23 protein-coding genes, 1 other RNA gene and 1 pseudogene are annotated in these 25,886 nt (G+C 69.9%); 6 read left to right on the forward strand and 19 right to left on the reverse strand.

What is annotated here, in order from left to right:
• The 7 genes and pseudogenes from HNQ09_RS18755 to mraZ all read right to left on the reverse strand — a co-directional run.
• Nucleotides 1-122 (reverse strand): annotated as a pseudogene (locus HNQ09_RS18755) (S-layer protein); the annotation flags it as partial.
• 163 nt (nt 123-285) lie between these two features.
• Nucleotides 286-1,458 carry an ABC transporter permease gene (locus HNQ09_RS02810; RefSeq protein WP_184025225.1) on the reverse strand — a complete coding sequence of 391 codons (1,173 nt, stop codon included), beginning with the start codon at nt 1,456-1,458 and terminating at the stop codon, nt 286-288.
• Between the two features lie 108 nt (nt 1,459-1,566).
• Nucleotides 1,567-2,250: an RlpA-like double-psi beta-barrel domain-containing protein gene (locus HNQ09_RS02815; RefSeq protein ID WP_184025228.1), complete on the reverse strand. Its 684-nt coding sequence runs from the start codon at nt 2,248-2,250 to the stop codon at nt 1,567-1,569.
• A 381-nt stretch (nt 2,251-2,631) separates the two neighbouring features.
• Nucleotides 2,632-3,981 (reverse strand): peptidoglycan D,D-transpeptidase FtsI family protein, encoded by a 1,350-nt coding sequence (locus HNQ09_RS02820; protein ID WP_184025231.1) that lies wholly within the window; start codon nt 3,979-3,981, stop codon nt 2,632-2,634.
• Complete coding sequence (locus HNQ09_RS02825) at nt 3,972-4,349, reverse strand: hypothetical protein (RefSeq protein ID WP_184025234.1); 378 nt, start codon at nt 4,347-4,349, stop codon at nt 3,972-3,974. The genes HNQ09_RS02820 and HNQ09_RS02825 overlap by 10 nt, the downstream gene beginning before the upstream one ends.
• Nucleotides 4,349-5,308 (reverse strand): 16S rRNA (cytosine(1402)-N(4))-methyltransferase RsmH, encoded by a 960-nt coding sequence (rsmH, locus tag HNQ09_RS02830; protein ID WP_184025237.1) that lies wholly within the window; start codon nt 5,306-5,308, stop codon nt 4,349-4,351. Before rsmH ends, HNQ09_RS02825 begins: the two co-directional genes overlap by 1 nt.
• Nucleotides 5,309-5,313: 5 nt before the next feature.
• Nucleotides 5,314-5,742 carry a division/cell wall cluster transcriptional repressor MraZ gene (gene mraZ / locus HNQ09_RS02835; protein ID WP_184025240.1) on the reverse strand — a complete coding sequence of 143 codons (429 nt, stop codon included), beginning with the start codon at nt 5,740-5,742 and terminating at the stop codon, nt 5,314-5,316.
• Between the two features lie 366 nt (nt 5,743-6,108).
• On the opposite strand from mraZ, the gene HNQ09_RS02840 reads away from it, so the two are divergent.
• Entirely contained in the window at nt 6,109-6,474 is a 366-nt protein-coding gene (locus HNQ09_RS02840; RefSeq protein WP_184025243.1) for a DUF423 domain-containing protein, read from the forward strand.
• An 84-nt stretch (nt 6,475-6,558) separates the two neighbouring features.
• Here HNQ09_RS02840 and rnpB read toward each other — a convergent pair.
• The 3 genes from rnpB to HNQ09_RS02855 all read right to left on the reverse strand — a co-directional run bounded on the left by rnpB (nt 6,559) and on the right by HNQ09_RS02855 (nt 8,206).
• An RNA gene (gene rnpB, locus HNQ09_RS02845) (RNase P RNA component class A) lies at nt 6,559-6,983 on the reverse strand.
• A gap of 63 nt (nt 6,984-7,046) precedes the next feature.
• Nucleotides 7,047-7,838, reverse strand: a complete 792-nt coding sequence (locus HNQ09_RS02850) for a pseudouridine synthase (RefSeq protein ID WP_343057586.1) — start codon at nt 7,836-7,838, stop codon at nt 7,047-7,049.
• Complete coding sequence (locus tag HNQ09_RS02855) at nt 7,835-8,206, reverse strand: hypothetical protein (RefSeq protein WP_184025245.1); 372 nt, start codon at nt 8,204-8,206, stop codon at nt 7,835-7,837. Before HNQ09_RS02855 ends, HNQ09_RS02850 begins: the two co-directional genes overlap by 4 nt.
• A gap of 80 nt (nt 8,207-8,286) precedes the next feature.
• Between HNQ09_RS02855 and truB the strand changes: the two genes are divergently transcribed.
• The gene (gene truB / locus HNQ09_RS02860; RefSeq protein ID WP_184025248.1) at nt 8,287-9,219 is read left to right on the forward strand and encodes a tRNA pseudouridine(55) synthase TruB; all 933 of its coding nucleotides are present in this window, start codon (nt 8,287-8,289) and stop codon (nt 9,217-9,219) included.
• Nucleotides 9,220-9,237: 18 nt separating this feature from the next.
• On the opposite strand, the gene HNQ09_RS02865 is transcribed toward truB, so the two are convergent.
• From HNQ09_RS02865 to HNQ09_RS02880, 4 genes are all read right to left on the reverse strand, one after another.
• The gene (locus tag HNQ09_RS02865) at nt 9,238-10,278 is read right to left on the reverse strand and encodes a S41 family peptidase (RefSeq protein WP_184025251.1); all 1,041 of its coding nucleotides are present in this window, start codon (nt 10,276-10,278) and stop codon (nt 9,238-9,240) included.
• A gap of 82 nt (nt 10,279-10,360) precedes the next feature.
• Complete coding sequence (gene gatA, locus HNQ09_RS02870; RefSeq protein WP_184025254.1) at nt 10,361-11,824, reverse strand: Asp-tRNA(Asn)/Glu-tRNA(Gln) amidotransferase subunit GatA; 1,464 nt, start codon at nt 11,822-11,824, stop codon at nt 10,361-10,363.
• 84 nt (nt 11,825-11,908) lie between these two features.
• On the reverse strand, nt 11,909-12,439 hold the full coding sequence (gene scpB, locus HNQ09_RS02875) for an SMC-Scp complex subunit ScpB (RefSeq protein WP_184025257.1): 531 nt from the start codon (nt 12,437-12,439) through the stop codon (nt 11,909-11,911).
• Nucleotides 12,436-13,086: an L-threonylcarbamoyladenylate synthase gene (locus HNQ09_RS02880; RefSeq protein ID WP_184025260.1), complete on the reverse strand. Its 651-nt coding sequence runs from the start codon at nt 13,084-13,086 to the stop codon at nt 12,436-12,438. Before HNQ09_RS02880 ends, scpB begins: the two co-directional genes overlap by 4 nt.
• Nucleotides 13,087-13,163: 77 nt before the next feature.
• On the opposite strand from HNQ09_RS02880, the gene pilC reads away from it, so the two are divergent.
• Nucleotides 13,164-14,384 carry a type IV pilus assembly protein PilC gene (gene pilC, locus HNQ09_RS02885; RefSeq protein ID WP_184025264.1) on the forward strand — a complete coding sequence of 407 codons (1,221 nt, stop codon included), beginning with the start codon at nt 13,164-13,166 and terminating at the stop codon, nt 14,382-14,384.
• Between the two features lie 64 nt (nt 14,385-14,448).
• On the opposite strand, the gene glgC is transcribed toward pilC, so the two are convergent.
• A complete protein-coding gene (glgC, locus tag HNQ09_RS02890) occupies nt 14,449-15,690 on the reverse strand; it encodes a glucose-1-phosphate adenylyltransferase (protein WP_184025267.1) in 1,242 nt (413 codons plus the stop codon).
• 181 nt (nt 15,691-15,871) lie between these two features.
• Nucleotides 15,872-16,795: a tRNA (adenosine(37)-N6)-dimethylallyltransferase MiaA gene (miaA, locus tag HNQ09_RS02895; RefSeq protein ID WP_380003327.1), complete on the reverse strand. Its 924-nt coding sequence runs from the start codon at nt 16,793-16,795 to the stop codon at nt 15,872-15,874.
• Nucleotides 16,796-16,907: 112 nt separating this feature from the next.
• Here miaA and HNQ09_RS02900 point away from each other — a divergent pair, with 112 nt between their 5' ends.
• The gene (locus HNQ09_RS02900; protein WP_184025273.1) at nt 16,908-17,312 is read left to right on the forward strand and encodes an Hsp20/alpha crystallin family protein; all 405 of its coding nucleotides are present in this window, start codon (nt 16,908-16,910) and stop codon (nt 17,310-17,312) included.
• Between the two features lie 299 nt (nt 17,313-17,611).
• On the opposite strand, the gene HNQ09_RS02905 is transcribed toward HNQ09_RS02900, so the two are convergent.
• The 3 genes from HNQ09_RS02905 to HNQ09_RS02915 all read right to left on the reverse strand — a co-directional run bounded on the left by HNQ09_RS02905 (nt 17,612) and on the right by HNQ09_RS02915 (nt 20,542).
• Nucleotides 17,612-17,869, reverse strand: coding sequence for a hypothetical protein (locus HNQ09_RS02905; RefSeq protein WP_184025276.1), 258 nt, complete (start codon nt 17,867-17,869; stop codon nt 17,612-17,614).
• Between the two features lie 337 nt (nt 17,870-18,206).
• Entirely contained in the window at nt 18,207-19,346 is a 1,140-nt protein-coding gene (locus HNQ09_RS02910; protein WP_184025279.1) for an acyltransferase family protein, read from the reverse strand.
• Nucleotides 19,347-19,444: 98 nt separating this feature from the next.
• Nucleotides 19,445-20,542, reverse strand: coding sequence for an acyltransferase family protein (locus HNQ09_RS02915; RefSeq protein WP_184025282.1), 1,098 nt, complete (start codon nt 20,540-20,542; stop codon nt 19,445-19,447).
• Nucleotides 20,543-21,004: 462 nt separating this feature from the next.
• Between HNQ09_RS02915 and HNQ09_RS02920 the strand changes: the two genes are divergently transcribed.
• Nucleotides 21,005-22,102, forward strand: coding sequence for a tyrosine-type recombinase/integrase (locus HNQ09_RS02920; RefSeq protein ID WP_184025285.1), 1,098 nt, complete (start codon nt 21,005-21,007; stop codon nt 22,100-22,102).
• Between the two features lie 316 nt (nt 22,103-22,418).
• A complete protein-coding gene (locus HNQ09_RS02925; protein ID WP_184025288.1) occupies nt 22,419-25,877 on the forward strand; it encodes a helicase-related protein in 3,459 nt (1,152 codons plus the stop codon).
• Nucleotides 25,878-25,886 lie beyond the last annotated feature (9 nt).

Here is a 25,886-nt window from a genome sequence, read left to right on the forward strand (position 1 = left end):
CGCACACTGACACTCAGGTCCGGCTGCGCGGGGTTGACGATGATGCTCTGGGCGCTGATCTTGGGGGCCGCCGCCGCCGTGCTCACCAGCAGCGCAGCGGGAATCATCAGGAGCTTCTTCATGTGGTACCTCCGAGAAGAAGGTTACGGGGAGCAACTTGACGCGCCATGAGCAGGGGTGGCCGGAAACTTAATGGTGCTTCAGCCCACGGTCAGGAAGGTGACCCACGTCTGACACGTGTTTTTCCGCCGCCTACCGGGCCGCGCCAGTGCTGGGCGGTGCCAGTCAGCGGATGATCCGGGCGGGTTCCACGTTCGCCGCGCGCCGCGCCGGAATCAGGGCGGCCAGCAGGGTCGTGCCCAGACCCACCGCGTTGACCCACAGCAGGTCGGTGGGGCGCACCTCGACCGGCAGCGCGGTGATGAAGTACAGGTCGCCCGGCAGCTGAAAGGGCCGCACCGTGAAATACGCGCTGATGCCTAGGCCCAGCAGGTTGCCCAGCCCCAGTCCCGCCAGCCCCAGCAGCGCGCCTTCGATCAGAAAAGTGCGGGTGATCACGCCGCGCGTGGCCCCGATGGCCCGCAGGATGGCGATCTCCTGGGTCTTCTCGAACACGGCCAGCGTGAGCACGTTGGCGATTCCGAAGGCCGCCACGATCACGATCAAAAACACCACGAAGGCGATCACCCGTTTTTGCAGCGCGAGCTGATCGAGCAGCGTGCCGTACAGGCTCTGCCAGGGCAGGGAGGCGTAGGGCCGCAGGCGGGTCAGCGCGTCGCCCACCGCCGGGGCCAGCTCGGGGTCACGCAGCCGCAACTGGTACCCGGTGATGTCGCGGCTGCCCTGAAGGGTTTGCAGGGTTCCCAGGCTGGTAAAGGCGTAGCCCGAGTCGATCAGGAAATTGCCGGTACTGAAGACCCCCTTGACCCGCAAGGTGGCGCGGCGCTGCCCACTGTTGAGCAGCCGCACCTCGTCGCCGGTAAAGGCCCCCACGCTGCGGGCCAGGGCGGCGCCCAGCAGCACCTCGTTCGGCCCCAGGGTCCGCAGCAGCGCGCCTTCCTCGGGCCGCAGTTGCAGCACCTGCGCCGCGTCGGGGGTCACGCCGAAGAGGGTCGCGAAATCCACCCCGGCCTGCCGCCCCTGCGACGCCGGGCGGGTGAGCAGCCCCTTGTCGCCCAGAAACGGCACGAAGGCGGCCACCCGGCCGTCGGCGCGCATCTCGGCTTCCAGCGCCGGGTCCCGCCCGCCGGGCGCGAAGGCGGTGAGGCTCAGGTGCGGGCTGGCACGCAGGGTGGCGTCCACCAGCGCGCGGGTAAAGCCGTTGGTCAGGCTCAGCGCCGCGATCAGCACCATCACGCCCACCGCGATGCCCAGCACAGTCAGCAGGTTCTGGGTGCGCCGCCGCGAGAGGTGCGCGCGGGCGAGCGTCCAGGCGAGGTCAGGGACAGGGCGGGTCACGTCTGCGGAAGATACCAGAGCCGGGCGAGGCGCCCCGGCGGCCCAGCCCGCGCCCCCACCACCCGCAGGGGCGACCCCGCAGGCTCAGTCCATCCCCACCCCGGCGCCTCAGCGAACGGCGGTGATGCGGACCTGCCGCGCGCCGAACTGAAGCGCCTGGCTGCGGGTGCCCATCCAGATGTCGAGGCTGTTCGTCTTGCGCGCCGCCATGGTGTCCTCGACCGAGAAGACCCGGCCCCGCAGCAGGTGGTTGTACTGACCGCTGAGGTCCTCGATCATGATCTTGCTGCCGTAGGGAAAGCTGCGCAGCAGGTCGCGGCTCAGCGCCACCACGCCCGGCCGGGTGCGGGTCCCCGTCGCGGTGATAAAGGGCGTGCTGTCGGTCTGGGCAGCCAGACTGTTGTAGGCCGTGGCGCGCACGACGGCGCTGCGGCCCGTGCGGGGGGCACGCGCCGCCGCCGCTGCCTGGGCCTGCTGCACGGCGCGGGCGCGCGCCGCCGCCGCCTGGGTTGCCGCCGCCTGGGTTCGCGGCGCGGTGCGGGCGGTGGGTGCCGGCGCGGGCCGGGCCGCCGCCTGAGGCCGGGCCGCCGTGGCCGGAGCAACCCGGGCCGCAGTGGGAGGGGTCGGCTGCGCCGCCTTCTGCGCCGGACGGGGGGCCGCCGCATCGGGCGTGAGCGCGCTGCGCACCGCCTGCGCGGCCAGCGCCGGAGCGGGGAGGACGGGCGTGGCCGCAGCCGTGCCCAGGGCAGTCAGCAAGACGGCGTGCGTCCAGCGGTGGATCGGTCGGAACATGCGTTCTCCTGCTGGCCTCCCCGCGCAGGAGCGGCCAGTGATGGTCAGACAAGTGCAGAGCCGGGGCTTTCCCGCGCTTCTCTCGCCCGTCACCCTAAAGAGTCAGCATGGGAGATTTATGTGCAAAAATATCAAGCTCTCTCATAATCCTGGCCATTAGGAGGCCACCGTGGAGTGCCACACAAGACAAAAGGTGACGGATACGCTGTCCCTTCGATGAGAGAGGGACCAACAGACCGCCCCTACTCCTCATGTGAGAGGAAGTCAGGCGGCCCGGAGGGTGGCCGCAGGCTCTCAAGGACGGCCGACAGCTTCGGCGGGTCAGGCTTATGGGCGCGGGGTGGGGTGCCCAGTTCGGCCCGGGGCCGGGCCGGGCCGAGGCTACTTCTCCTCCTCGGGCAGCGGCTGGCTGGGAGGGGTGGCCCAGCGCGAGATGATCTCTGCCGTGATGTCGCGGTAGATCGGGGCGGCGAGCTGTGAGCCGTGGTAGCCCACCTTGGCCCCGTGCGCCATGACCGCGATGGTCACGCGGGGGGCGTCGGCGGGGAAAAACCCCGCGAAGGTGCTGTCGTAGAGGTTGGGCACGTAGCCCTTAGGTCCGGCGGACACCTGCGAGGTGCCGGTCTTGCCCGCCAGGGCGTAGCCCTTGATGCCGGCCTGCGACGAGATGCCTTCCTCGATCACTTCCTGCAACATTTTGCGGATCGTGCGGGCCGTTTCGGGGCGCAGCACCTCGCGGCGTTCGCCTGCGGCTTCGCCCTCGACCAGCCGGGGCGAGACGTAGCGGCCGTCGTTCGCCAGCGTGTTGTAGGCCGCCGCGAGCTGGAGGGTCGTGCTGCTCATGCCCTGGCCAAACGCGTTGGTGGCGCGCACGAGGTCGTCCCAGCGCCGCAGCGGCTGGAGGCGGCCGGTGCTGGTCATGGCGGTGGGCAGCTCGGGAAAGTCTCCAAAGCCGTAGCGGCCCAGGTACCCGTGCAGGCGCTCGGCGGGAAAGTGCTCGACGATGTGGCTCATGCCGACGTTGCTGCTGTAGCGCAGCACCTGCTGGGTGGTGAGTTTGGGGGGGTGATCCACGCTGTCCCCGATGGTGCTGCCCCAGCGCCCACCCACGTAGCGGCGCATCGGCGTGTCGTAGACCGTGTTGGGGGTCGTGAGCTGCTCGTTCATGGCCGCCGCGACCACCAGTCCCTTGATGGTCGATCCCGGCTCGAAGATGTCCAGAAAGGGCCGGTTGCGCCGGGTCTCGGGGCTGTAGCCGCGCCAGACGTTGGGGTCGAAAGGCGGGTAACTCGCCGCCGCGAGAATCCGCCCCGTGCGGGTTTCCAGAATGACCACCGAGCCGTACTCGGCCTCGTGCTTGGGCAGAAAGGAAGCGAGCATGGCCTCGGCCGCCGACTGCATGCCCGGATCGAGGGTGAGCTTGAGGTCCTGGCCGCCTTCCAGCGAGCGGTTGTAGGCGGCCTCCAGGCCTTCGAGGCCCTCGGTGGCGCCCATCATGCCGATCACCTGCCCGGCGAGCTTGCCCTGGGGATAGACCCGCTTGCCGTCTACGCTGCGCGCCAGCACGGTGCCGTCGCTGGCGACGATCTTGCCGCGCGCCTGCATCACGCTGCGCTTGACCCCCTGCGGAACCCCCCATTCGAGTTGCGCGTAGGCCCACACCAGCGTCAGGAACAGCACCAGCGCGAACACCTGCATCCAGCGGGAGCGGCTCTGGATCTTCACTTCCATTCTGTCTTCACCTCCAGGGTGGTCCGGGCGGGAGCGGGCGCCGGAGCAGGCACGCCCGTCAGGGGAGCGGTGGTCTTGGTCGTCTCGGCAAAGCGGCGCATCCCGTTTTGCAACGCCCACTCGCGCACGCGCTGCGGGCTGCCCAGCGCCTGCACGCGAATTTCGAGTTCGTCGCGCTGGGTGGTCAGGGCCGCCTCACGCGTCTGGGCCTCGCGCAGCGCGGGGCGCACGTCCTGGGTCAGCAGCCGCGCGCCCACCAGCGTCAGTGCCAGCGCGAGGTAGATCACCACGTAGCGGATCGCCCGCGCCCGCCAGGTGGCCGCGCTGAGGTCGAAGCGGGGCAGGTCGGGCAGAAGGCGGCGGGCCATCATGCGCCCTCCTGGGCCGCGAGCTTCTCGGCGGCGCGCAGTTTGGCGCTGCGGGCGCGCGGATTGGCCGCCTGCTCGGCCTCGTCCGCCTCGACGGGCCGTTTGGAGAGGGGCCGCAGGATCTCGCTGCCGCGCAAGAAGCGCTTCACGATGCGGTCTTCGAGCGAGTGAAAGGAGATCACCGCGAGGCGGCCCCCCGGCGAGAGCAGCGCCTGGGCGGCTTCCAGGCCGTCACGCAGCGCCCCCAGCTCGTCGTTGACATGCACGCGCAGGGCCTGAAAGGTGCGCCGGGCCGGGTGAATGCCCTTGGAAAAGCCCGGATAGGCGCGCTTGACGATGTCGGCCAGCTGCACGGTGGTCACGATGGGCGCTTGCTCGCGCGCCTGCCCGATGGCGCGGGCGATGCGGCGCGAGTGCCGGTCCTCGCCGTACTCGTAGATGATCGCGGCGAGGTCCTCTTCGGCGTAGGTGTTCACCACGTCGGCGGCGCTCTCACCACTCTGGCTCATGCGCATGTCGAGCGGCGCGGCCGTGTGGTAGGAAAAGCCCCGCTCGGCGTCGTCGAGCTGGAAGCTGCTCACGCCGATGTCGAGCAGCACGCCGTCCACCTGCGTGACACCTGCCGAGGCGAGCAGCGCAGGCATGTCGCGGTAGTTGCCCTCCAGCACGGTCAGGCCGGGCAGCCCCGCCGCGCGGGCGCGGGTCAGGGCGTAGGGGTCCTGGTCAATGCCGATCACCGAGGCGCCCGCCGCGAGCAGCAGCCGGGTGTGCCCGGCGCCGCCCAGGGTGCCGTCCACGATCACGCGGCCCGGTGCGGGTGCGAGCACTTCGAGAACCTCGGCGGCGAGGACCGGGGTATGGGTCAGGGCGTCCGGAGACGGGGAACCGGAGGAAAGGGAGTCGGGGGCTTGGGGAAGGCCGGAGTCGGAAAAGGCAGGATCAGGGGCAGCACTGTTCATTGGAGTCACGCCACGAAGTTGGCGAGAAGGTCAGGTTGAGGCGGGTCGGACTGCACGGCCAGGATGGCCGCCTCCCAGCGGGCCGGACTCCACAGTTCCAGCCGACCGGGCGCGCCCGCCACGATCACGTCGCCGTCCAGTTCCGCAAAGGCCCGCAGCGTCTGCGGCACCGAGACGCGGCTCTGGTTGTCCAGCCGCGCCTTGCTCGCGCCGGAATAGAAAAACCGCACGAACGCGCGCGACGCCGCGTCCGTGAGGGGCAGGCCTTCGAGCTGCTCTTCGACCCGCCGCCAGCTCGCCAGCGGAAAGACGTACAGACAGCCCTCCATGCCGCGCGTGAGAATCATCCCGTCCTCGACGAATTCACGAAAAGCGGGTGGCATGACCACGCGGCCCTTGTCGTCGATGGTGTAGGGGTACTCTCCGAACGGCAACGCTCTCCTCTATTCCCACGCTCTACCCGCCGCAAACAAGGCGGCGGACGAGCACGGCGCACAGCCCAAGCCGGTGCGCGGGGCGCGAGATTGGGCTGATGCGGCGAGTGTAACAGCCGTGCCCACCGATTACCACCGATTCCCACCGTCTCCCACCCCACGCAGGCCCAACCGGGGATTTTTCCCACCCGCTCCCTGCCGTCCCCGCAGACCGAATCCTAAAGAGGATGTGAAGATTTTCCGCGCCAGGCCGTCTGCAAGCGGGCCGCGCCCTCCGTCTGGGCCTGAGGGCAGCCGCGCGGCGCCTCCCCCGGCCATCCCCCCCACTGGGACAATTCCCACCTGGCGCCCACGTAGCCTCGGGCCATGCGGACTTCTGCTTCTTCGTCTTTTCCCACGGTGGCCGGGGCGCTGCTCGCCGCGCTGGGAGTCGCCCTGGGGGCTTTCGGCGCCCACGCGCTGCGGGCGAGCCTCGACCCCGGCCTGCTCGACAATTTCGAGACGGGCGTGCGCTACCAGATGTATGCGGCGCTGGCCCTGCTGGTCTTGGGCACCCAGCCGGCCCAGCGCCGGGCGCCTGCGCTCCTGCTGGCGGGCGCGGTGGTGTTCAGCGGCACCCTGTACGTGCTGGCACTCACCGGGCAGCGCTGGCTGGGGGCGGTGACCCCGGTCGGCGGCGCCCTGTTGATCGCAGGCTTCGTGCTGGCGGCGCTGGACGCGCGCCGGGGGTAGCCGAGCGGAACCGGATCTGCCCCCTCTCCCCCAGGCAGACAGCAGACGCGCCGCCCATCAGAACGGGGCGGCGCGTTTTGCTGCGGGTACGGGGGGGCTGTAAGCCGGGTTCTGTCCACCACTTGCGTGGCTGCACGGTCATCTCTCTGGGATACGCGTCGCCGCGGACCTCATGCGACCATCCTGGCGATCATCGGAACGGGCCGTTCCTCCCGCACTGTCGGGTCTTGCACCGGATGGGGTTTACCAGCGCTCCCAGTCTCCCGGGGGCCTGGTGCGCTCTTACCGCACCGTTTCACCCTGACCACCCCCGGCCCGCGCCGGGGCCTGCATGGGGATGGCGGTCTGGTTTCTGTGGCACTGTCCTTCGGCTTCGCCGCCTCCCGCGCGCTTTCGGCACCCGCGCGGGCGCTTGGCTCGCCGACCAGCCGTTAGCTGGCATCCTGCCCTGCGGTGCCCGGACTTTCCTCACTCCTGCTGGGCAGGAGCGCGACCGTGAACCCCCCCGCGCGAGGAGTCTAGCAGAAGCCAGCCAGTCGCCCGCCCGGCGAGGGTGGGGCCGCGCTCTCTCCCTACTCCCCCCAGCGCTCCATCGTCTCGCGCTCGGCACGCTGCCAGGCGTGGCGGGGCACCAGCGCGGGGTTGAGCAGGTCGTGCAGGTCGCGCGGGGCCAGTTCGCGGTATTCGCCGGGGCCGAGGTCACCCAGCCACAGGCCGCCCACCCGGTAGCGCAGCAGCCGCATGACCGGGTGGCCGATGGCGTCCAGCATCCGCCGAACCTCACGGTTGCGGCCCTCCCCCAGGGTGACGAGCGCCCCGGCGCGCACCGGCTCGGCGGCGAGGGCGCGGGCCGGGCCGTCCTCGAGGTCTACCCCGTCGAGCAGGGCCTGCAACTCCCCGGCGGTGGGGTCGGCGTCACCCCCCGTCCAGGCGCGGTAGGCCTTCTCGTGACCGTAGCGCGGGTGGGTCAGCTGGAGGGTGAGCTGGCCGTCGGTGGTGAGCAGCAGCAGGCCTTCCGAGTCCTTGTCGAGCCGCCCGACCGGGTGCAGGCCCGGCACCGGGGGCATGGCCGAGAGGACGTTGCGGCGGCCGTACTCGTCGCGGGCGGTGGTGACGTACCCGGCGGGCTTGTGCAGCAGGAAGGTCACGCTTTCCAGCCCGGCCGTTTCGATCAGCGAGCCGTCCACCCGGACCTCGTCGGTGGGGGACACGGTGCGGCCCAGGGCGGCGACCTCGCCGTTCACGGTGACCCGGCCCGCCGTGATCAGTTCCTCGGCGGCGCGGCGGGAGGCGACTCCGGCGCGGGCCAGGCGCTTTTGCAGCCGCTCGCCCCCCGGCAGCGGCTCCGGCTCCCCGCCGGTCACAGACCCCTCCGGCGGGCGGGCGGGGCCAGCAGCCCCACGACCGCGAGCAGCGCGAGCAGCAGCGACAGCCCCAGCATCACCGTGCGGACGGCGGTGGGCAGCGCGTCGCCCAGCCGCAGGGCCGGGGGCACCAGCGCCGCGACCGTGAGCAGGTTGCCCCCGGCGAGCGCCCCCACGCCCAGGGCGTCGGGCCGGGCACTGGCGGCCAGCAGGAGCAGGCCCCACGCCAGCACCAGCCCGCCCGCGACCCGCGCCAGCCACAGCGGCGAGACGCCCAGCACGCCCGCCACCCCGGGCGGCAGAAAATACAAGAACAGTCCGGCTGGGACGAACACCAGCGCGGTCAACCACATCGCGGCCCGCAACACGCCCCGCAGTGTACGCGCGGGCGGGGGGGGGCAGGGGGCGGCCTCTTCCGACCCGCGCCCGCCTGCTACGCTGCCCGCCTATGCCGGTGATCGCCGTGGACAAACCCCTGGGCCTGACCTCTCACGACGTGGTAAGCCGCGCGCGGCGGGCCAGGGGGACCCGGCGGGTGGGCCACACCGGCACGCTCGATCCCCTCGCGACCGGCGTGCTGGTGCTGTGCGTGGACGACTCGACCAAGCTGGTGCAGTTCATGGAAGCCGACTCCAAGGACTACCTCGCCTGGATCAGCCTGGGCGCGGGCACGCCGACCCTGGACGCCGAGGGACCGCTGGACGAGGTGGTCGCGGTCGCCCCCCCGGACGAGGCGCAGGTGCGGGACGTGCTCGCCGCCTTTCTGGGGCCGCAGCAGCAGGTGCCGCCGCAGTACTCCGCGATTCAGGTCGGCGGCGTGCGGGCCTACGCGGTGGCGCGGGCCGGGGGCGCCCTGGATCTGCCCGCCCGCGCGGTGGTGATGCACTCGCTGGAGCTGCTGGGAAGCTTCCCCCGTGTGCAGGACGCGCCGCGCACCTTCTCCCCCACCGCTCAGGGCTGGGCGCCGGACCCCGGGGGCCGGACCTTCACGCTGCCCGCGCCGCTGGGCGAGTTCCCCACCCTGCTGGTGCGGGCGCGGGTGGGCAGCGGCACGTACCTGCGCTCGCTGGCGCGCGACGTGGGGGCGGCCCTCGGCGTGCCTGCCCACCTCGCCGGGCTGGTGCGGACGCGGGTGGGGCGCTACGACCTCGCGGACGCGGTCATGGTGGAGGACCTCGCCGGGGCGGAGGGGCTGCCCGACCTCGCGGCACTGGACTTTCCGCGCATCGAGGCGGACGAGCGGCTGGCGCGCGAACTGCGGCAGGGCAAGCGTCCCCGGCACGTGGCGCGGGGGCGGCACGTCGTCACGCTGGCAGGGGCGCTGGTCGCCGTGGTGGACGGGGACGGAGAGGCGCTGCGGGTGGTGCGGGCCTGGGCGTGAGGCTCGGGCCTCCGTGAGTCATGCTTCGGCCAGCCAGGTCAGAGCGACGTTCAACACAGGATCGGCAGCCGTCTGGAACTCGGCCCAGTTGGTGGCGATGAGCACTTCCGGCTCGATAGCCCCATTGAAGACCCGGCCGCTGCGGTCGGCGTCATGAGCCGTGGCAATCAGCAGGGCGGCACCGTCGGACAGCTCGTACAGGCTGTTGGAGGTGGTCAGGCCGCGCGTCGCTTCACCAAAAAGACGTGTACCGGGTCTGCCCAGGAACGAGAGCGTGATGATCTCCCCACTGCTGGCGGTCAAGGGAGAGATCAGGACGGCAACAGGCACGTCCTCGGCCAGCGAGGGCAGGCTGGGTCCTTCGGTCTGGCAGAGAACTTCGTCACCGATGCTGGCCGCGCCGTCCGCATATCGCCAGGGCCAGCGTTCCCTATCTCGAACGAAAGCTCCGAGTTCACCTGTTCCAGCCAGCGGCCCCACACCCGCCAACATCGGCCACATATTGCCGCCCAAATTCAGCCGTAGGTCCAGCACCCAGCGCCCGGCACCCCCACCCGCGAGGCCCAGCAGAAGCCGCCGCACCGCCTCCTGGTAGGTGGACCCACCGGGCAGGGCGGGGTCCAGCCCACACTCTGGCAACGTGACCAGGCCCACGCCGGGCGCGATCAGGCGGCCCTCCGGGACGGGTGAACTGAGCGGCGCATCCGCGCGGGTCAGGCTCAGTCGCCGCCTTTGCCCCCGGGCGCGAACGTCGAAGGTCAGGGTGGCATCTGGCAGCAGGCCGTCATTCACGCCCGGTCCCACGACCCGCCCATTGATGGCCTCGATGAGGTCGCCCGGTCGCAGTCCCGCGAGGTCGGCAGGACTGCCAGGGATGACCTGAGCGATGACGCCTCCCACGAAGTACAGGCCGATCACTCCGCGCTGCCGCTGCCCCGCGTCTGGCAGGCGCAGGTGGCTGTGCGAGTCTCCGAGGGCCTGGAGCGCGTGTCGCAGGGCCGGGTACGTTTCAGCGGTGGTCCGGGCGTGAGCAGCCAGAGTTTCGCACTGGGCCGTCACCTGCGCCCACTCCACACGGCCAGCGTGGAGCGCATGTTCCCGGATCAACTCCAGAGCAGCGGCGAGATAAGCCTGGGGGGATTCAGCCCCCATAGCTCGGCGCCAGCTCCACCCGCACCGCGCCGGTGCCCTCCAGCCCGCCCGCGAGCAGGGTCAGGCGTTCGTCGGCCAGGGCGGGAGCGATGAACTGCACGCCGACCGGCAGGCGCACGCCGCCCTCCACCGTCTCGAATCCGGCGGGCACACTCAGGGCGGGCAGGCCCGCGAGGTTGACGGCCACCGTGTCCACGTCGGCGGCGTACATGGCGAGGGGATCTTCCGACTTCTCGCCGCGCCGGAACGCCGGAAAGGGGCTGGTGGGCGTGACCAGCAGGTCCACGTCCCCGAAGGTCCGGGTGAACTCGTCCGCGATCAATCGGCGGACCTTCATCGCCTGGCTGTAATAGGCGTCGTAGTAGCCGCTGGACAGGGCATAGGTGCCGATCAGGATGCGCCGCTGCACCTCGCGTCCGAAGCCGCGTTCGCGCGTCTGGGTCATGCTGTGGACGAGGTCGGGGGCGGCGACGCGCTCGCCGTATACCGTGCCGTCGAAGCGGGCGAGGTTGGAGCTGGCCTCGGGCATGGCGATCAGGTAGTAGGTGGCGACGGCGTGCCTCAGGCTGGGCAGGCTGACCTCGCGCACGCTGGCGCCCGCGCCGCGCAGGGCGTCCAGGGTGGCGCCCAGCGCCGCTTCCACCCCTGGCGTGTTGCCCTCCAGGCTCTCGCGAATCACGCCGACCCGCAGGCCGCGCACATCCTCCGGCGTGCCCACCCGGAAGGCGGGCGGCGCCTCCAGGCTGGTCGCGTCGCGCGGGTCGTGCCCGGCGATCACATTCATGACCAGGGCGAGGTCGGCGGCCGAGCGGGCCAGGGGGCCGATCTGGTCGAGGCTGCTGGCGTAGGCGACCAGCCCGTAACGGCTGACCCGGCCGTAGGTGGGCTTGAGGCCGTAGACACCCGTCAGCGCGGCAGGCTGCCGCACGGAGCCGCCCGTGTCGCTGCCCAGCGCCAGCGGGGTCAGCCCCGAGGCGACCGCGACCGCGCTGCCGCCGCTGCTGCCGCCCGGCACCCGCTCGCGGTCCCAGGGGTTGAGGGTGGGGCCGGAGGCGCTGCTTTCGGTGCTTGACCCCATGCCGAACTCGTCCATGTTGGCCTTGCCGACGATCACCGCGCCCGCCCGGGTGAGGCGCTCGACCACGGCGGCGTCGTAGGGCGAGACGTAGTTTGCCAGCAGGCGGCTGCCGCAGGTCGTGCGGGTGCCCGCCGCGCTGATGTTGTCCTTGAGCACGACCGGCACGCCCGCCAGCGGCAGCGTCTCTCCCGCCTCCAGCCGGGCCGTCACCCGCGCCGCCGCCGCGTCGGCCCCGGGGTTCAGGCTGACCAGCGCGTTGAGGTCGCGGGTCGCCTCGGCCCGGGCGCGGAAGATGTCCAGCAGGGCCTGGGGAGTCGTCTCGCGGGCCTGCACGGCGCGGGCGAGGGCAGTGGCGGTGGGCGCAGAGGCGGGCATGGAAAAGAAGGTATCAGCCCTGGACCCTCAGCGATTCGCCGCAGCAAAAGCCCGGTGCCGGGGGCCGACGGCTGAAGGCGCCCCTTACCCCCGCAGCAGGCCCGAGAACTCCGCGCCCTCCAGCGGAGGCAGGTCTTCCAATCCCGTCAGGCCGAATTCCAGCAAAAACCGCTCGGTGGTGCCGTACAGCAGCGGCTGCCCCACCGCGTCCGAGCGGCCCACCACCTTGACGAGTTCGCGCTCCTGGAGGGTCACGACCGTGCCCGCGCTGCCGCCCCGCATCGCCTCGATCTCGGCGCGGGTGACCGGCTGGCGGTAGGCGATCACGGCCAGCACCTCCAGCGCGGCGGCGCTGAGCGCGGGCAGCGGCGGCGGCGAGAGCAGCGGCGAGAGGTGCGCGGCCAGCGCGGGCGGCACGACCAGCCGGTAGCCCCCCGCGACCGCCTCGACCTCAAAGCCCAGGCCCGCGCCGCGCAGGGCGGCGGCGAAAGCCTCCAGCGCGCGGGCCGCCGCCTCCTCGGGCAGGCCCAGCAGCCCCGCGACCTCGCGGCGGGTGACGGGCCTGCCCGCCGCCAGCAGCGCCGCCCCGACCAGCGCCTGGGGATCGGGCGTCACCCGCGCCCTCCGGCCCCCGCCTGCCGCAGCCGCTCGTGGATGGCCGCCACCGGCAAGGCCCCCTCGCGCAGCACCTCCACCCCCCCTGGGCCGACGCGCACGACGGTGCTCGCCTCTCCCCCGGCCTCCTCGTGCCCCGGGGGCAGCAGCAGGTCGGCCAGGGCGTAAGCCTGCGCCTGGGCGTGGGTGCAGGCCGCCGCCTGGCCCGCCGGATTGAGGCTGGTCGTGCTCAGCAGGCCGCCACTCGCGCGCAGGAGGGCGAGCGCCACCGCGTGGTCCGGCACCCGCAGCCCCACCCAGCCGCCCGGCGCCAGGGCCGGGGGACAGGCCGCGCCCGCAGGCAGCACCAACGTCAGGGGACCGGGCCACAGGTCCGCCAGGGCCGCGAACGCCGTGAGGACCGCCGGGTCTTCCCGGACCAGGGTGCGGGCGGCCGCCGCGTCCAGGCACGACACCTGCAAAGGTTTGGACGGGTCGCGGCCTTTGAGCGCTGCCAGCCGCGCCACGGCCTGCGGGTGCGCCGGGTGGGCCGCCAGGCCCCAGACGGTTTCGGTGGGGTAGCCCACCACGCCCCCCGCCCGTAGCCGGGTGGCCGCCTGAGCCACGGCCTGGGCCAGTTCGCCGCTGATGTGTGACTGTCGTTTCATGGGGTTTTCATCCGCTCTGTGGTTGCCAGCTCCCGCTGTAAGGGGAACGCAAGACCCCCGAAACTATACTCGGCGCCATGCCGGTCTACGAATACCGCGTCCGGGACCGCTCCGGGAAGGTCCTGAAGTCCTCGATGGAGGCCGAGACGCTCGCGCAGGTTCGCGACGCCCTGCGCGCCAAGAACATGATGATCGTCGAGATCAAGCCGCCCAAGACCGGCCTGAACGCGGACATCAAGATTCCCGGCCTCAGCGACCGCCCGCCGGGCCTCAAGCAGGTCGCGGTGTTTTCCAAACAGCTCGCCACCCTGATCAACGCGGGCGTGCCGCTGGTGCAGTCGCTGGCGATCTTGCAAAAGCAGATCGAGAGCAAGGCTTTTCAGGCGATCATCAAGGCGGTGCGGGTGGACGTGGAGGGCGGCACGCCCCTCAGCGAGGCGCTGGTCAAGCATCCCAAGGTCTTCAACCGGCTGTACATCAACCTGGTGCGTGCGGGCGAGACCAGCGGCACGCTCGACAGCATCCTGGAGCGCATCGCCGCCTTTCAGGAAAAAGAACTCGCCCTGCGCGGCAAGATCAAGAGTGCCATGACCTACCCGGTGGTCGTGCTGGTCTTCGCGCTGGGCATCACGTACTTCCTGCTGACCACCATCGTGCCGCAGTTCGCGTCCATCCTGTCGCAGCTCAACGCGCCGCTGCCTTTCATCACCCGGATGCTGATGGCGGTGTCGGACTTCCTGAAAAGCTCGGGGCTGCTGATTTTCGTCTTCATGGCCATCCTGGTCTTCGCCTACCGCTGGACCTACAAGACGCCCAAGGGACGGCACGTCATCGACGACGTGAAGCTGCGGCTGCCGGTGTTCGGCAACCTGCTGCAAAAAAGCGCGATCAGTTCCTTTGCGCGCACCTTCGGCCTCTTGATCAGCAGCGGCGTGAACATCATCGAGAGCCTGGAGATCACCAAGGGCACCGCCAACAACGCGATTGTGGAAGACACCATCGAAAACGCCAAGAACGTCGTGATGGTGGGCGATCCGCTGAGCGGCAGCCTGGCGACCAGCAAGGTCTTTCCCCCGATGGTGGTCAGCATGATCTCCATCGGCGAGGAGACGGGCGCGCTCGACTCCATGCTGGGCAAGGTGGGCGACTTCTACGACCGCGAAGTCGACGAGGCGGTCGACAGCCTGACCGCCGCCATCGAGCCGCTGATGATCGTCTTTCTGGGCGGGATCGTGGGGACCATCGTGGCGGGCATGTTTTTGCCGATGTTCTCGATTATCGGGCAGCTCAGTCAGTAAGCCCCATACGCTGCGGGCGGGCCAGGAATCGTTGCCTGGCCCGCCCACTCTTTTTCCCTCACCCTCAGAAGGTGTAGCTCTTGGGCACGACCACCACGCCGCTCTCGGTCACGCTGAAGCCGCGCGCGCGGTCCTGCTCGTGGTCGAGGCCGATCTTGGTGCCGGGGGGAATGGTCACGTCCTTGTCCACGATCACCCGGCGCAGGTGCGAGTGGCGCCCGACTTCCACGTTCTCGAACAGCACGCAGCTCTCGACCAGCGAGTACGAGTGGGTGTGGACGTTGCGGCTCAGGATCGAGTCGCGCACCGTCCCGCCGCTGACAATCACGCCCCCGGCCATGATGGTGTTGAACGCCTGCCCCTTGCGTCCCTCGGCCTCGTGGACGAACTTGGCGGGCGGAGAAAACTCGCTGCTGGTCCGCAGCGGCCACTGGGGGTTGTAGATGTCGAACTCGGGATTCACGCTGACGAGGTCGAGGCTGGCCTCGAAGTAGGCGTCGAGCGTGCCCACGTCGCGCCAGTAGAGGTTCGGCCCGCTCTGCCCCGGAATGGGGTTGCGGTGAAAGTCGTAGGCCTGCACGTGGTAGCCGTCGTTCAGCGCCCGCGGAATCACGTCCTGCCCGAAGTCGAAGCCGTCGTGCTGGTCGTTGATGCTGCTGTCGAGCAGTTCTTCCAGCGCCCGGCGCGAGAAGATGTAGTTGCCCATGCTGGTCAGGGTGGTGTCGGGATCGCCGGGAATGCCGGGCGGGTCGGCGGGCTTTTCCAGAAACTGGGTCACGCGCCCGCGGTCCCCGACCTGCATCACGCCGAAGCGGTGCGCCTCCGTGCGCGGCATCGGGTAGGCCGCGATGGTGACGTCGGCGCGGGCGTCGATATGCGACTGGAGCATATGCTCCACATTCATCTTGTAGATGTGGTCGCCCGAGAAGATCGCCACGTAGTCGGCCTCGAAGTTGTCGATCAGGTGCATGTTTTGGTACACGGCGTCGGCGGTGCCCCGGTACCACACGGCCCCGAGTTCCTCGTAGCGGTACATCTGCGCGGGCACCAGCGTGATGAAGTAGTCCTGCAAAAAGGTGCCGAAGCGCCAGCCGCGCTGGATGTGCTCGGTCAGGCTCTGGGCCTTGTACTGGGTCAGCACGTAGATCGAGAAGACGCCCGAGTTGATGAAGTTGTTGATCGCGAAGTCGATGATGCGGTACTTGCTGCCGAACGGCACGGCGGGCTTGGAGCGCTTGAGGGTCAGGGGTGCGAGCCGCGAACCCTGTCCGCCCGCGAGAATCATGCCCAGAACACGTGGTTTCATGTCGGTCCTCCCTGGACGGCGTCCGAAGACGACAAGGCCTCCGGTGCCGCTGAAACGGTGCCGCTGCCGATCTGACGGTGACGCTCGGGGTTCAGTGTAACGGGTCGGGGGGCGCGGCCTGACAGGCCCCGGCGGCCGGACAAGGCGACGTGAAGAAGGGATAGGGGCTGCTGGGGCCTCCTCAGCGTTCCTCGCCGGAGGGCCAGCGGCCCAGCCAGGCTCCCAGCGCCCCGACCGCCGCCTGCGGGGACGAGGGCGGGGCACCCAGTTGCGTGCGGGTCCAGGTCAGCTGCCGCTTGGCGTACTGCCGGGTGGCGAGGGTGATGCGCTCCCCGGCGGCCTGCGGGGACAGCTCGCCCCGGTGGACGGCCAGCGCCTCGCGGTAGCCCAGCGCCTGCCAGACGGTCGGGCGCGGGTCCCCGTCCGGCGGCACCTGCGCGGCGAGCCAGGCGGCCTCCTGCGGCCAGCCGCCCGCCAGCATCTGTCCCACCCGCGCCGCGATGCGCGCCTCCAGCTCGGGCCAGGGCCAGGTAAAGGCAAAGACGCGGTAGGCGAAGGCGGGCACGGTGGAGCCGAACTCTCCGGGAAAGCGCCCGGTGCGGCGGTGAACCTCCAGGGCGCGGACCACCCGGCGGGGATTGCGCTCCAGCCGCCGGGCCTCGGCAGGACTCGCGCGCTCCACCTCGGCCAGCAGGGCGTCCAGGCCGCGCGCAGCGAGGTCGGCTTCCACCTCGGCGCGCACCGCCGGATCGGCAGGTGGGGTCAGCGGCAGCCCGCGCACCAGCCCCGAGAGGTAAAAGCCGGTGCCGCCCACCACCAGCGGCACCCGGCCCCGCGCGAGCACGTCCGCGATGGCGGCCTCGGCCTGGCGCACGTAGCGGGCCACGTCGTAGGTCTGCGTCACGTCCACCACGTCGAGCAGGTGGTGGGGCGCGGCGCGGCGCTCGGCGGGCGTGGGCTTGGCCGTGCCCAGGTCCAGCCCCCGGTACACCGTGAAGGCGTCGGCGGCCACCACCTCCAGCGGAAAGCGCTCACTCAACGCCAGCGCCAGCGCCGTCTTGCCTGCCGCCGTCGGGGCCGTGAGGATGGGAACCTGGCTGGTCACGGGCGCGATTGTAGAGCGTGCGTGGCCTGCGGCCGGGCCAGCGCCGGTTCCCCAGGCCCAGGGCGCTCGCCGGGGACCAACGGGAGTCGGAACGGGTGCTACCGTGGGGGGCATGAACGAGCCGGTTCTCGCCCGATTGCAGCAGCTCATGACCCTGCGGGAGGAGGTCGAGACCCTCGGGGCGGGCGGTCCCTGGACGCCGCCCGCCGACTGGGTGGACGGCGACCGCCACCTGCTGCTGCTGCTCGACGTGCCGGGAGTGGACCCGGACAGCCTGGAGCTTCAGGAAGAAGGCCGGACCCTGACCGTCGCGGGCCGCCGCGAGCTGCCCGGGCGCACCCTGCGCGCCGAGCGTCCCGGCGGAACCTTTACCCGCACCCTGACCTTTCCGGAACCGGTGGTGCCCCAGAGCGGCCAGGCCAGCCTGAACGCCGGGGTCCTGAGCGTGCGCTTCGAAAAGCGCCACCCCACCATCGACGTGAACGCCACCGAGTCCGGGAAGGCGGGGCAGGACTGAAAAATCCCACCCAGGGGGTGGGAATGAAGAACCTGGTGGGCGGTGAGGGATCCGAAGTCCCGACCCGTCGCGTGTAAAGCGGAGCTGAAGCCATGCCGCCTCAGCCCCATCCGTTCCGTCGCCTTCCGTTCTCTTCGTCTGAGACGGCATTTTCTGGCCTTACTTCTTCCGGGTTGCGCCGCCCTGTTCCTACGTCCACGAGGCTTTGCCGAGTCCATATCGGACCAGGGGTGAACCAATCGCACTGGGTGGGGTGAGGGGTGGAGTCGGCCAGGGGGTTGCTGTGGGCGGCAATCAGCTCATGTTGGCAGCGTCCGGCGGTCGAGCTGCATGGCGGCGAGCTGTCCCTCGACGTTGGAGAGACGGGCGCGGGTGTCGGCCAACTCGGTGTCCCGGGTGCGAATCTCCTCGCGCAGCTCATCGATCTGCCCTTGAAGCTCAGTCCGCAGCGCCGCCGCCTGGCTCCACGAGGTTTCGCGCCTCTTGGCAAGCAGGGCAAGAGGCTGATCGCCCGCCGTACCGGCGGGGACCTGCACGCGGGGACGGATGAACTTCATCCGCCCGACCTCCAAACGGTGACCCAGTTGCCGCCGGGCCGTTTGACTTGGACGCTGCCGCAGGGGCTGAGCCAGTAGCGGTCCTCACGGGGGTAGCCGGGGCGCAGGACCAGGTAGCCGAGGGGAGGTAGGACGCAGCCGGGGCTGATGGTGACGCGCACGAGCTGCTGCCGGAGGGGCAACGCTAAAGAAAGACCGCCCCCAGCAGGAGGGCAGCCCGGAAGGCTCTGTGCATGGATCTCCTCTCTCTGCCAAACGAGACCCGCCGCAAGGCCGGGTCCTGGGTGGGATGAGCAAACCCCCGCGCGGGGCGGGGGCTGTTGCAAGGGATGCAGTGTTAATCGGTGGCTGACGTAGCCGCCGAAGGTGATGGGGCCTGCCGTCCAAGACGTTTCCCCAACGCGATCAAGGGGCGCTCCAGCACGCGCTCAGACGTATGGGCCACCAAGAGAGACAACGCCGCTGCCCCAGGCAGCAGCACCCACAGCGGCAGCACTCCCCGCAGCAGATGGACGACGAGCAGCAGCACCACCGCGTGCCAGAGGTACAACGAGTAGGAGATGCGTCCCAGCCAGACCAGCGGCGCAGTGTGCAGGATGCGCTTTGCCCAGGGGGACCCAAGGGCCACCGCCATCATCAGGCCAGCGCCCAACGCAATCGCCCAGTCGTTGAGCATCGAGCGGTTGGCGGACGGCGCAACCGTGCCCTGCCACCACCACGGCAGGGTATAGAGCGCCAGAGCCGCCACGCCCACAGCCACCCGCTGCCACTTTTCCAGGGCTTCCCATTCCAGGGGCAGCCGCGGGGCGAAGCGGGCGAGCAGCGCTCCCAGGACGAACAGGTAGGCGTAACGCAGCGTGTCCCAGGTGTTGTCGTGGAACCCGTAGTACGACAGCCCGGTCAGCAGGACCAGCAGGGCGGGGCCACCCCACCGGCCGCCCCAGAGCAGGGGCAACATCAGGAGGGGAAACACCAGCGACATCCGCAATTCGTGCCGCAGGGACCAGATCACAGGATTGAGGGTCGCGTCGTTCGTCAAGGGTCCGATCAGCAGGGCATGCTCGCCGATGGTCTTGAGGCTGCGGTCATGCCAGGGCAGATTGAACCAGGCGCTCAACTCGGGAGCGCCCTGCGGCCGGATCAAGGCGCTGAGGGCCAGGGCCAGGGCCATGACGACGATGTACGGCCCCCAGATACGGGCCACACGCCGAATCATGAACGTGCCGTAGGGGAGCGCCCGGCCTTGCCAGAAGGGCAGGGAGAGCACGAACCCACTGAGCACGAAAAACAGGATCACCGCCGCATGGCCGTCCCAGAAGAGGTGCAGAGGCGAGTAACTCAGGGCGTGGACGAGGGGCGTGCTTCCTGCCTGCCACGGCGGGTAGAACGCTGGAAGGACATTGACATAGTGACCGAACATCACGGTGAGGGCGGCGAGGCCGCGCAGAGAGTCCAGGCTCAAGAACCGCTGAGTCATGCCTTAACCTACCGAATTCAAAACTGATGACAGGAAGACCTCTGAGACAACGCCCCCGCGCTCGGCAGGAGCGAGACTGGCATTGAGGGTGGGCTGGCTCAGTCGGCCGCCTGACGTACCACCGCTGCCCGGGGCTGCCGCAGCCACTTCCGAGCAGGCTCCTCGACGGTGTGGTACGTCAGCCACGCTACACCGATCACGGCGGCCAGGATGAGCGCCAGCCAGGTGAGGCGCTCCCAGAGGGGCAGGGCCGCGAACTCGGCAGCGGGCAGGAAGCGGCGGGCGAGCAGCTCCACGAGGCCGTGGGTCATGTACAGCCCGAAGCTCAACTTTCCCCAGTACACCAGCGCCGGGCTGGACAGCCAGCGGACCAGGGAGCCGGAGCCGAGGGCGAGGGCGGGAATCAGCAGCGCCGCGAACGGCACCGCGAGCAGGGCATCCACGCCCACTCCAACCGCCGTAACCGCCACGCTCACCACGCCCAACGCCGCCACCGCAGGCGACCACGAGTTGCGGAGCCAGTCCAGCGAGCCAAACTGCACCGCGCGGTAGAGCAGCACGCCCGCCGTGAACTCTCCCGCGATCCGGATGAGCGGCTGCGCGCCCTCCAGATCGGCCTGCGCGGTTACGAACATCCCTGCCAGCGTGAGCACCATGCTGACGGCGGCCAATCCGAGCGCGGCCCAGCCCGTTTTCACGCGCATGGCCGCCCAGGCGAGCGCTGGGAAGGCGAGATAGGCCGCCCACTCGCAGCTGATGCTCCAGGCCGGATAGTTCCACGTCCACAGGCCGGGACCGCCCCAGGCGTGCACGAGGAACACGTTGGCGACGAACGTTGCTGGCGTGTACGGCACGTTCGTGTCAAGCGGGCCGAGCAGCAGCACCAACGCCAGCATGACCAGCAGCGTGACGAGGTGGGTGGGGTAAATGCGCGCCAGCCGCTGTTGCAGGAAGCCTCCCCACTGCCCAACACTCGCGCCACCCTGGAAGCGGTGCAGGTAGTTGTGGGCCAGGATGAAGCCCGACAGGACGAAGAACACATCCACACCGATATGCCCGCTGTGGACCAGCGGGGCGATCAGGGCCGCGCCCGGCAGCGTGAGCACCCAGGGACCGAAGTGGCCGAGCACGACCCACCAGGCGGCAATGGAACGGAGACCGGTGAGGGCCGGGATATCACGCGGGAGAGCAGACACGGGCTGAATCGTAATGCCCGGTATCCATCGGCGCTGCCAGATTTACAGCACCACCCATTCGGGGCTGTCCGCGACGGCAAGCTGATACGCGCCGTCGATCACCGCCCGCGCTATGAATCTGCTCAATGAGGCCCTGCTGGCAGGCATCACACTGCCTCACTAGGCTGCTGTCCTAGGTTTCGTTTGCTTAAGCACCCAGATCAGCGATGTGATCTGGGGGGTAAGGGAATCAATATGAAAACGATCCGATTTACCTTTCAAGCGCTATTTGGCGCGATATTTGGTCTGATGCAATGACCTTGCACCTCCCCTACCGTCGGTGCCATCCGCGTGAGTACCGATATCCAGGCCGACCGCTACGGCCCTGACCGTCTGAAGTTGGTGACATGACCCGCCCCACCCGCAAACGCGGCAACGGCCAGGGCAGCGTTCGCAATCTGCCCTTGGGCCGTTGGCGCTGTGATGATTGAGGGCGCCCGGCACAGCGGCACCACCGACAGCAAAACGGCCGCCGGGCAGCAGCTCGCCCGCCTGATCGTGGACACCACACGCGGCGGCGTGGTGGACCCCAGCGCCGAGACCCTGGGGGACTACCTCACCCGCTGGCTGGCGGGCAAGGAGAAGAGCCAGGCCGTCCGCACTCACGAGATCCAGGACGGGCACCTCCAGCGGGTCATCCTGCCGACCATCGGTGCCCGGCGGCTGCAAAAGCTCTCCCCCGCCGACCTGCGCCGCCTGTTCGACCACTGCAACCGGGAGGGCCTGGGCGCCAGCAGCCAGCGGCAGGTTCACCAGTCCCTGATCTCGGCGCTGGGAGAGGCCCACCGGCTGGAGCTGGTCACCCTCAACGTGGCCGAGATCGTGAAGCCGGCCCCGGCGCGCGGCAAGGAACGCAAGGGCCTGCCCACCTTCACGCCCGAGGAAGCCGCCGCCTTTCTGGCCGCCGCCCGGGAGGACTGGCGCGGCCCCTTTTTCGTGTTCACCTTGAGCACCGGCATGAGGCGCGGCGAGGTGACCGGGCTGCGCTGGCAGGACGTGGGCCTGGAGGGCGGCACCGCGCGGGTGCAGGAGATCGTCACGGACAGCACCGCTGGGTCGAGCATCACCACGCCGAAGACCGGCCACTCCCGCCGGACGGCCTACCTTTCGCCCGACACGGTGGCGCTGCTGCGGGCGGTGCGAGCCGACCAAGCGCAGCAGGCCGAGGCCCTGGCCGGGCCGGTGAAGGGGCACGCGAAGGGGTACGAACGCAAGCGCCCCTGGGCGGACAGCGGACGGGTCTTCACCAACGCCTTCGGGGCGACGCTCGACCCGCACAACCTGCGCCGCGACATGGCGCGCATCTGCGAGGCGGCGCGAGTGCGGTACCTGCCGATTCACGGGCTGCGGTATACCTACGCCTCGCTGAGCCTGCGCCGGGGCGTGCCGGTGGAGGTGGTGAGCAAGCAGCTGGGGCACGCCTCGGTGGCCTTCACGCTGACCCAGTACCGAACGGTGTTCCAGTCCGAACGCGAGGACTGGGCGCTGAATCTGGACGACCTGCTGACGGTGCAGAAATAGCCGGTTACGCACGGATTACGCACGGGGCACCGGGGAGCCTTTTCCCGAAACGAGAAAGCCCGCGCTGGGCGGGCCTTTTTTGGTGGGCGGTGAGGGATTCGAACCCCCGACCCGTCGCGTGTAAAGCCAGAGCTGAAAGCTTCAGCTGAACTCACTGCGCGCTGTAGCACGTGCTTTTGTGGACTGTGCGGCTCCGTCTGGCTCACTCCAACCCGGTATGCGGCGGTGCTTAGTCTGTCACTTGTCTGTCAACGGGTGGGCGCTCCAGCAACTGCGTCTCTGCAGCTACTGCCTCCGCGCTAGGCTGAACCCTCCTATGCCCCTCCTGCTCGACGACCTCCGCTCCGGCACCTCCGTGCGTGGCCTGATCGCTGACCAGGTTGTGCAGGTGCTCAGCGTGAACCCGGTGACTCCGGAGATCCTCAGCGTGGTCCTCAAGGACTCGCGCGGGCAGTTGACCGAACGGCTGATCTACCCCGGCGACCTGGAAACTTGTGAACTGGTCGCCAGACCAAACGCCTACACCTTCGACGGCGACGCCGCGCAGTTGCGGTTGGTCTCCGAGGCGCTACGCATCCAGCTCGCGCACCTCTTCGACCCCTACCTCGCCATCCACACCTCGCAGGTGCAGCCGCTCCCCCACCAGATCACGGCGGTCTACGGCGAGATGCTCAACCGTCAGCCCCTGCGGTTCCTCCTGGCCGACGACCCCGGCGCGGGCAAGACCATCATGGCGGGCCTCCTGATCAAGGAGTTGATGGTGCGCGGCGAGGTGGAACGCTGCCTGATCGTCGCTCCCGGCGGCCTGGTTGAGCAGTGGCAGGACGAGCTGGCGCAGAAGTTTGGCCTGGCTTTCGACCTGCTCTCGCGCGACCGGATCACCGCAAGCCGCACCGCCGACCCTTTCGGCGAGTCGCCGTTCTGGATCGCCCGCATGGACATGCTCAGCCGCAACCCGGAGTTGCAGGCCCGGCTCGCAGCACACGAGTGGGACCTGATCGTCGTAGACGAGGCGCACCGCATGAGCGCCCACGTGGCCGGAAGTGACCCAAAGTACACCAAGCGGTTCCTGCTGGGCCGCGAACTCGCTCAGCAGACCCGGCACTTCCTGCTGATGACCGCCACGCCGCACAACGGCAAGGACGAGGACTTTGGGCTCTTCATGAGCCTCCTAGACGCCGACCGCTTCGAAGGTCGCAGCGCCGGGAAGGTGAACGCCAGCGACCTGATGCGCCGGATGGTCAAGGAAGACCTCAAACGGTTCGACGGGCGTCCTCTCTTCCCCGAGCGCGTCTCGCAGACGGTGGCCTACGCCCTCTCGCCGGAGGAGCAGGCGCTCTACGACGACGTGACGGACTACGTGCGCGAGGAGATGAACCGCGCCGACCGCCTGGACGAGAACCGCCGCGTCAACGTCGGCTTCGCCCTGCAAACCCTGCAACGTCGCCTGGCGAGCAGCCCGGAGGCCATCTACCAGTCCCTGCGCCGCCGCCGCGAGCGGCTGGAGGCGCGCGTGCGCGAGGAGACCACAGTCCACCTCCCCACCGCCGACGACTGGGAAGAGTTCGACGACTTGGGCGAGGCTGAAGCCGAGGCCCTGGAACAGGAAGTCCTGGACCGGGCCACCAGCGCTCAGACGGTGCAGGAGCTTCAGGCCGAGATCGGCATGTTGACCCAACTGGAGCAGCAGGCCCTGCGGCTGCGGAACAGCCGGCGCGACGCCAAGTGGGCCCAGCTCTCGGACGTGTTGCAGTCGCCCCAGATGTTCCATCCGGATGGCGAGCGGCGCAAGCTCATCGTGTTCAGCGAGGCGCGGGACACCCTGCACTACCTGGCCTCGCGCATCCGTACCCTGCTGGGGCAGGAGGAGGCGGTGGAGCTGATCCACGGCGGTGTCAGCCGAGAGGCGCGGCGAGCCATCGTGGAACGCTTCAACCACGGACGTGACCTCAAGGTGCTGATCGCCAACGATGCCGCCGGTGAGGGTCTGAACCTCCAGACCGCGAACCTGATGGTGAACTACGACCTGCCGTGGAACCCCAACCGCCTGGAGCAGCGGTTCGGCCGCATCCACCGCATCGGGCAGGAAGAGGTCTGTTTCCTGTGGAACCTTGTGGCCGCGGGCACCCGCGAGGGCGACGTCTACGCCACGCTCCTGAACAAGCTGGAGGCCCAGGCCAGTGCGCTGGGCGGCCGCGTCTTCGACGTCCTGGGCCAACTGTTCGAGGGCCAGCCCCTGCGTGACCTGCTGATGGAAGCGATCCGCTACGGCGACAGCCCCGCCGTACGCGCCCGTCTGCACCAGGCCATCGCGGGCGCGGTGGACACGGACGCGCTGCGCGCCCTACTGGAAGAGCGTGCCCTGGGCCAGGCCAGCATGGACACCAGCGAGGTCATGCGGATCCGTGACGACATGGAACGCGCCGAGGCTCGGAAACTCCAGCCCCACTTCATCGAGTCCTTCTTTCTGACGGCGTTCGGGAGCCTGGGTGGCAACGCCATGCCCCGTGAAAACGGACGCTACGAGATCCGCCAAGTGCCCGCCCGCGTTCGCGACCGTGCCCAGGAGTTGCACCCCGGCCTACCCGTGAACCGAGAGTACCGGCGCGTCACTTTCGACAAGCACCTGATCCGCAGCCCCGGCTCGCAGGGGCACAGCCCGGAGGCCGCCTTCCTGTGCCCAGGCCATCCCCTGCTGGACGCCGTGATCGACCTGACGCTCTCGCAAGCCCAGGCCGTGCTGCGTCAGGGCAGCGTGCTGATCGACCCGCAGAACCGCACGCCGCACCCGCGTCTGCTGGCCTACGTGATGCACGAGGTGCGCGACAACCGAGCCACGCGCGGGCAGACCTACACGGTGGTCAGCCGCCGCCTCCAGTTCGTCGAGTTGCACCCGGACGGTAGCGCCCACGACGCCGGGTTCGCGCCCCACCTGGACTACCGTGCCCCGACGCCTGCCGAGGATGCGCTGGCCCGTCCGCACACGCAGGCCAACTGGCTGAGCGGCGACATCCCCGCCCTGGTGCGCGCCTACGCTGCCGGGCACCTCGCGCCGCAGCACGTCGAGGAAGTGCGCGGCATGCGCCTGCCGCATATCGACCGGGTGGAACACGAGGTCCACGCGCGGCTGATGCGCGAGATCAACCACTGGGACGCCCGCGCCCGCGAGCTGAAGGGCCAGGAGGCCCAGGGAAAACAGCCACGCGTGAACAGCCAGAAAGCACGCGAGCGGGCTGCCGCCCTAGCGGAACGCCTGGAGCGCCGCCTGGACGACCTGAACCGCGAGCGCGCCATCAGCGCGGGTGTGCCGGAAGTGCTGGGCGTGGCCCTGGTGGTTCCGGAGGCACTGACGCTTTCCGCAGCCGCCCAGGAAACCAGCGTGGATGCGGCTGCCCGCGCACGCGTCGAGCAGGCTGCCATGCAGGCCGTTTGGCAGACCGAGTTGGCCCTGGGCCGCCAGCCCCGCGACGTGAGCGCCGAGCGCGGTTTGGGTTACGACCTCGAGAGCCGTGACCCAGACTCGGGCCGACTTCACTTCATCGAAGTCAAGGGCCGCTGGGAAGACGCGGACACCGTCACCCTGACCCGCAACGAGATGCTCGCCAGCCGCAACGCCCCCGAGCAGTTCCGGCTGGCGCTGGTGCGCGTCACGGCACAGGGCACGCACCCGCCCCGCTACGTCAGCCACCTGCCCTTCCGGGAACCCGGCTTCGCGGAGGTCGCCGCGACGTTCCGGCTGAGTGACCTGGAGGCGCTGGCACAGCCGCCGCACTGAGGGAGCCCA

The sequence above is a fragment of the Deinococcus budaensis genome (assembly GCF_014201885.1).
Lineage (GTDB): Bacteria > Deinococcota > Deinococci > Deinococcales > Deinococcaceae > Deinococcus > Deinococcus budaensis.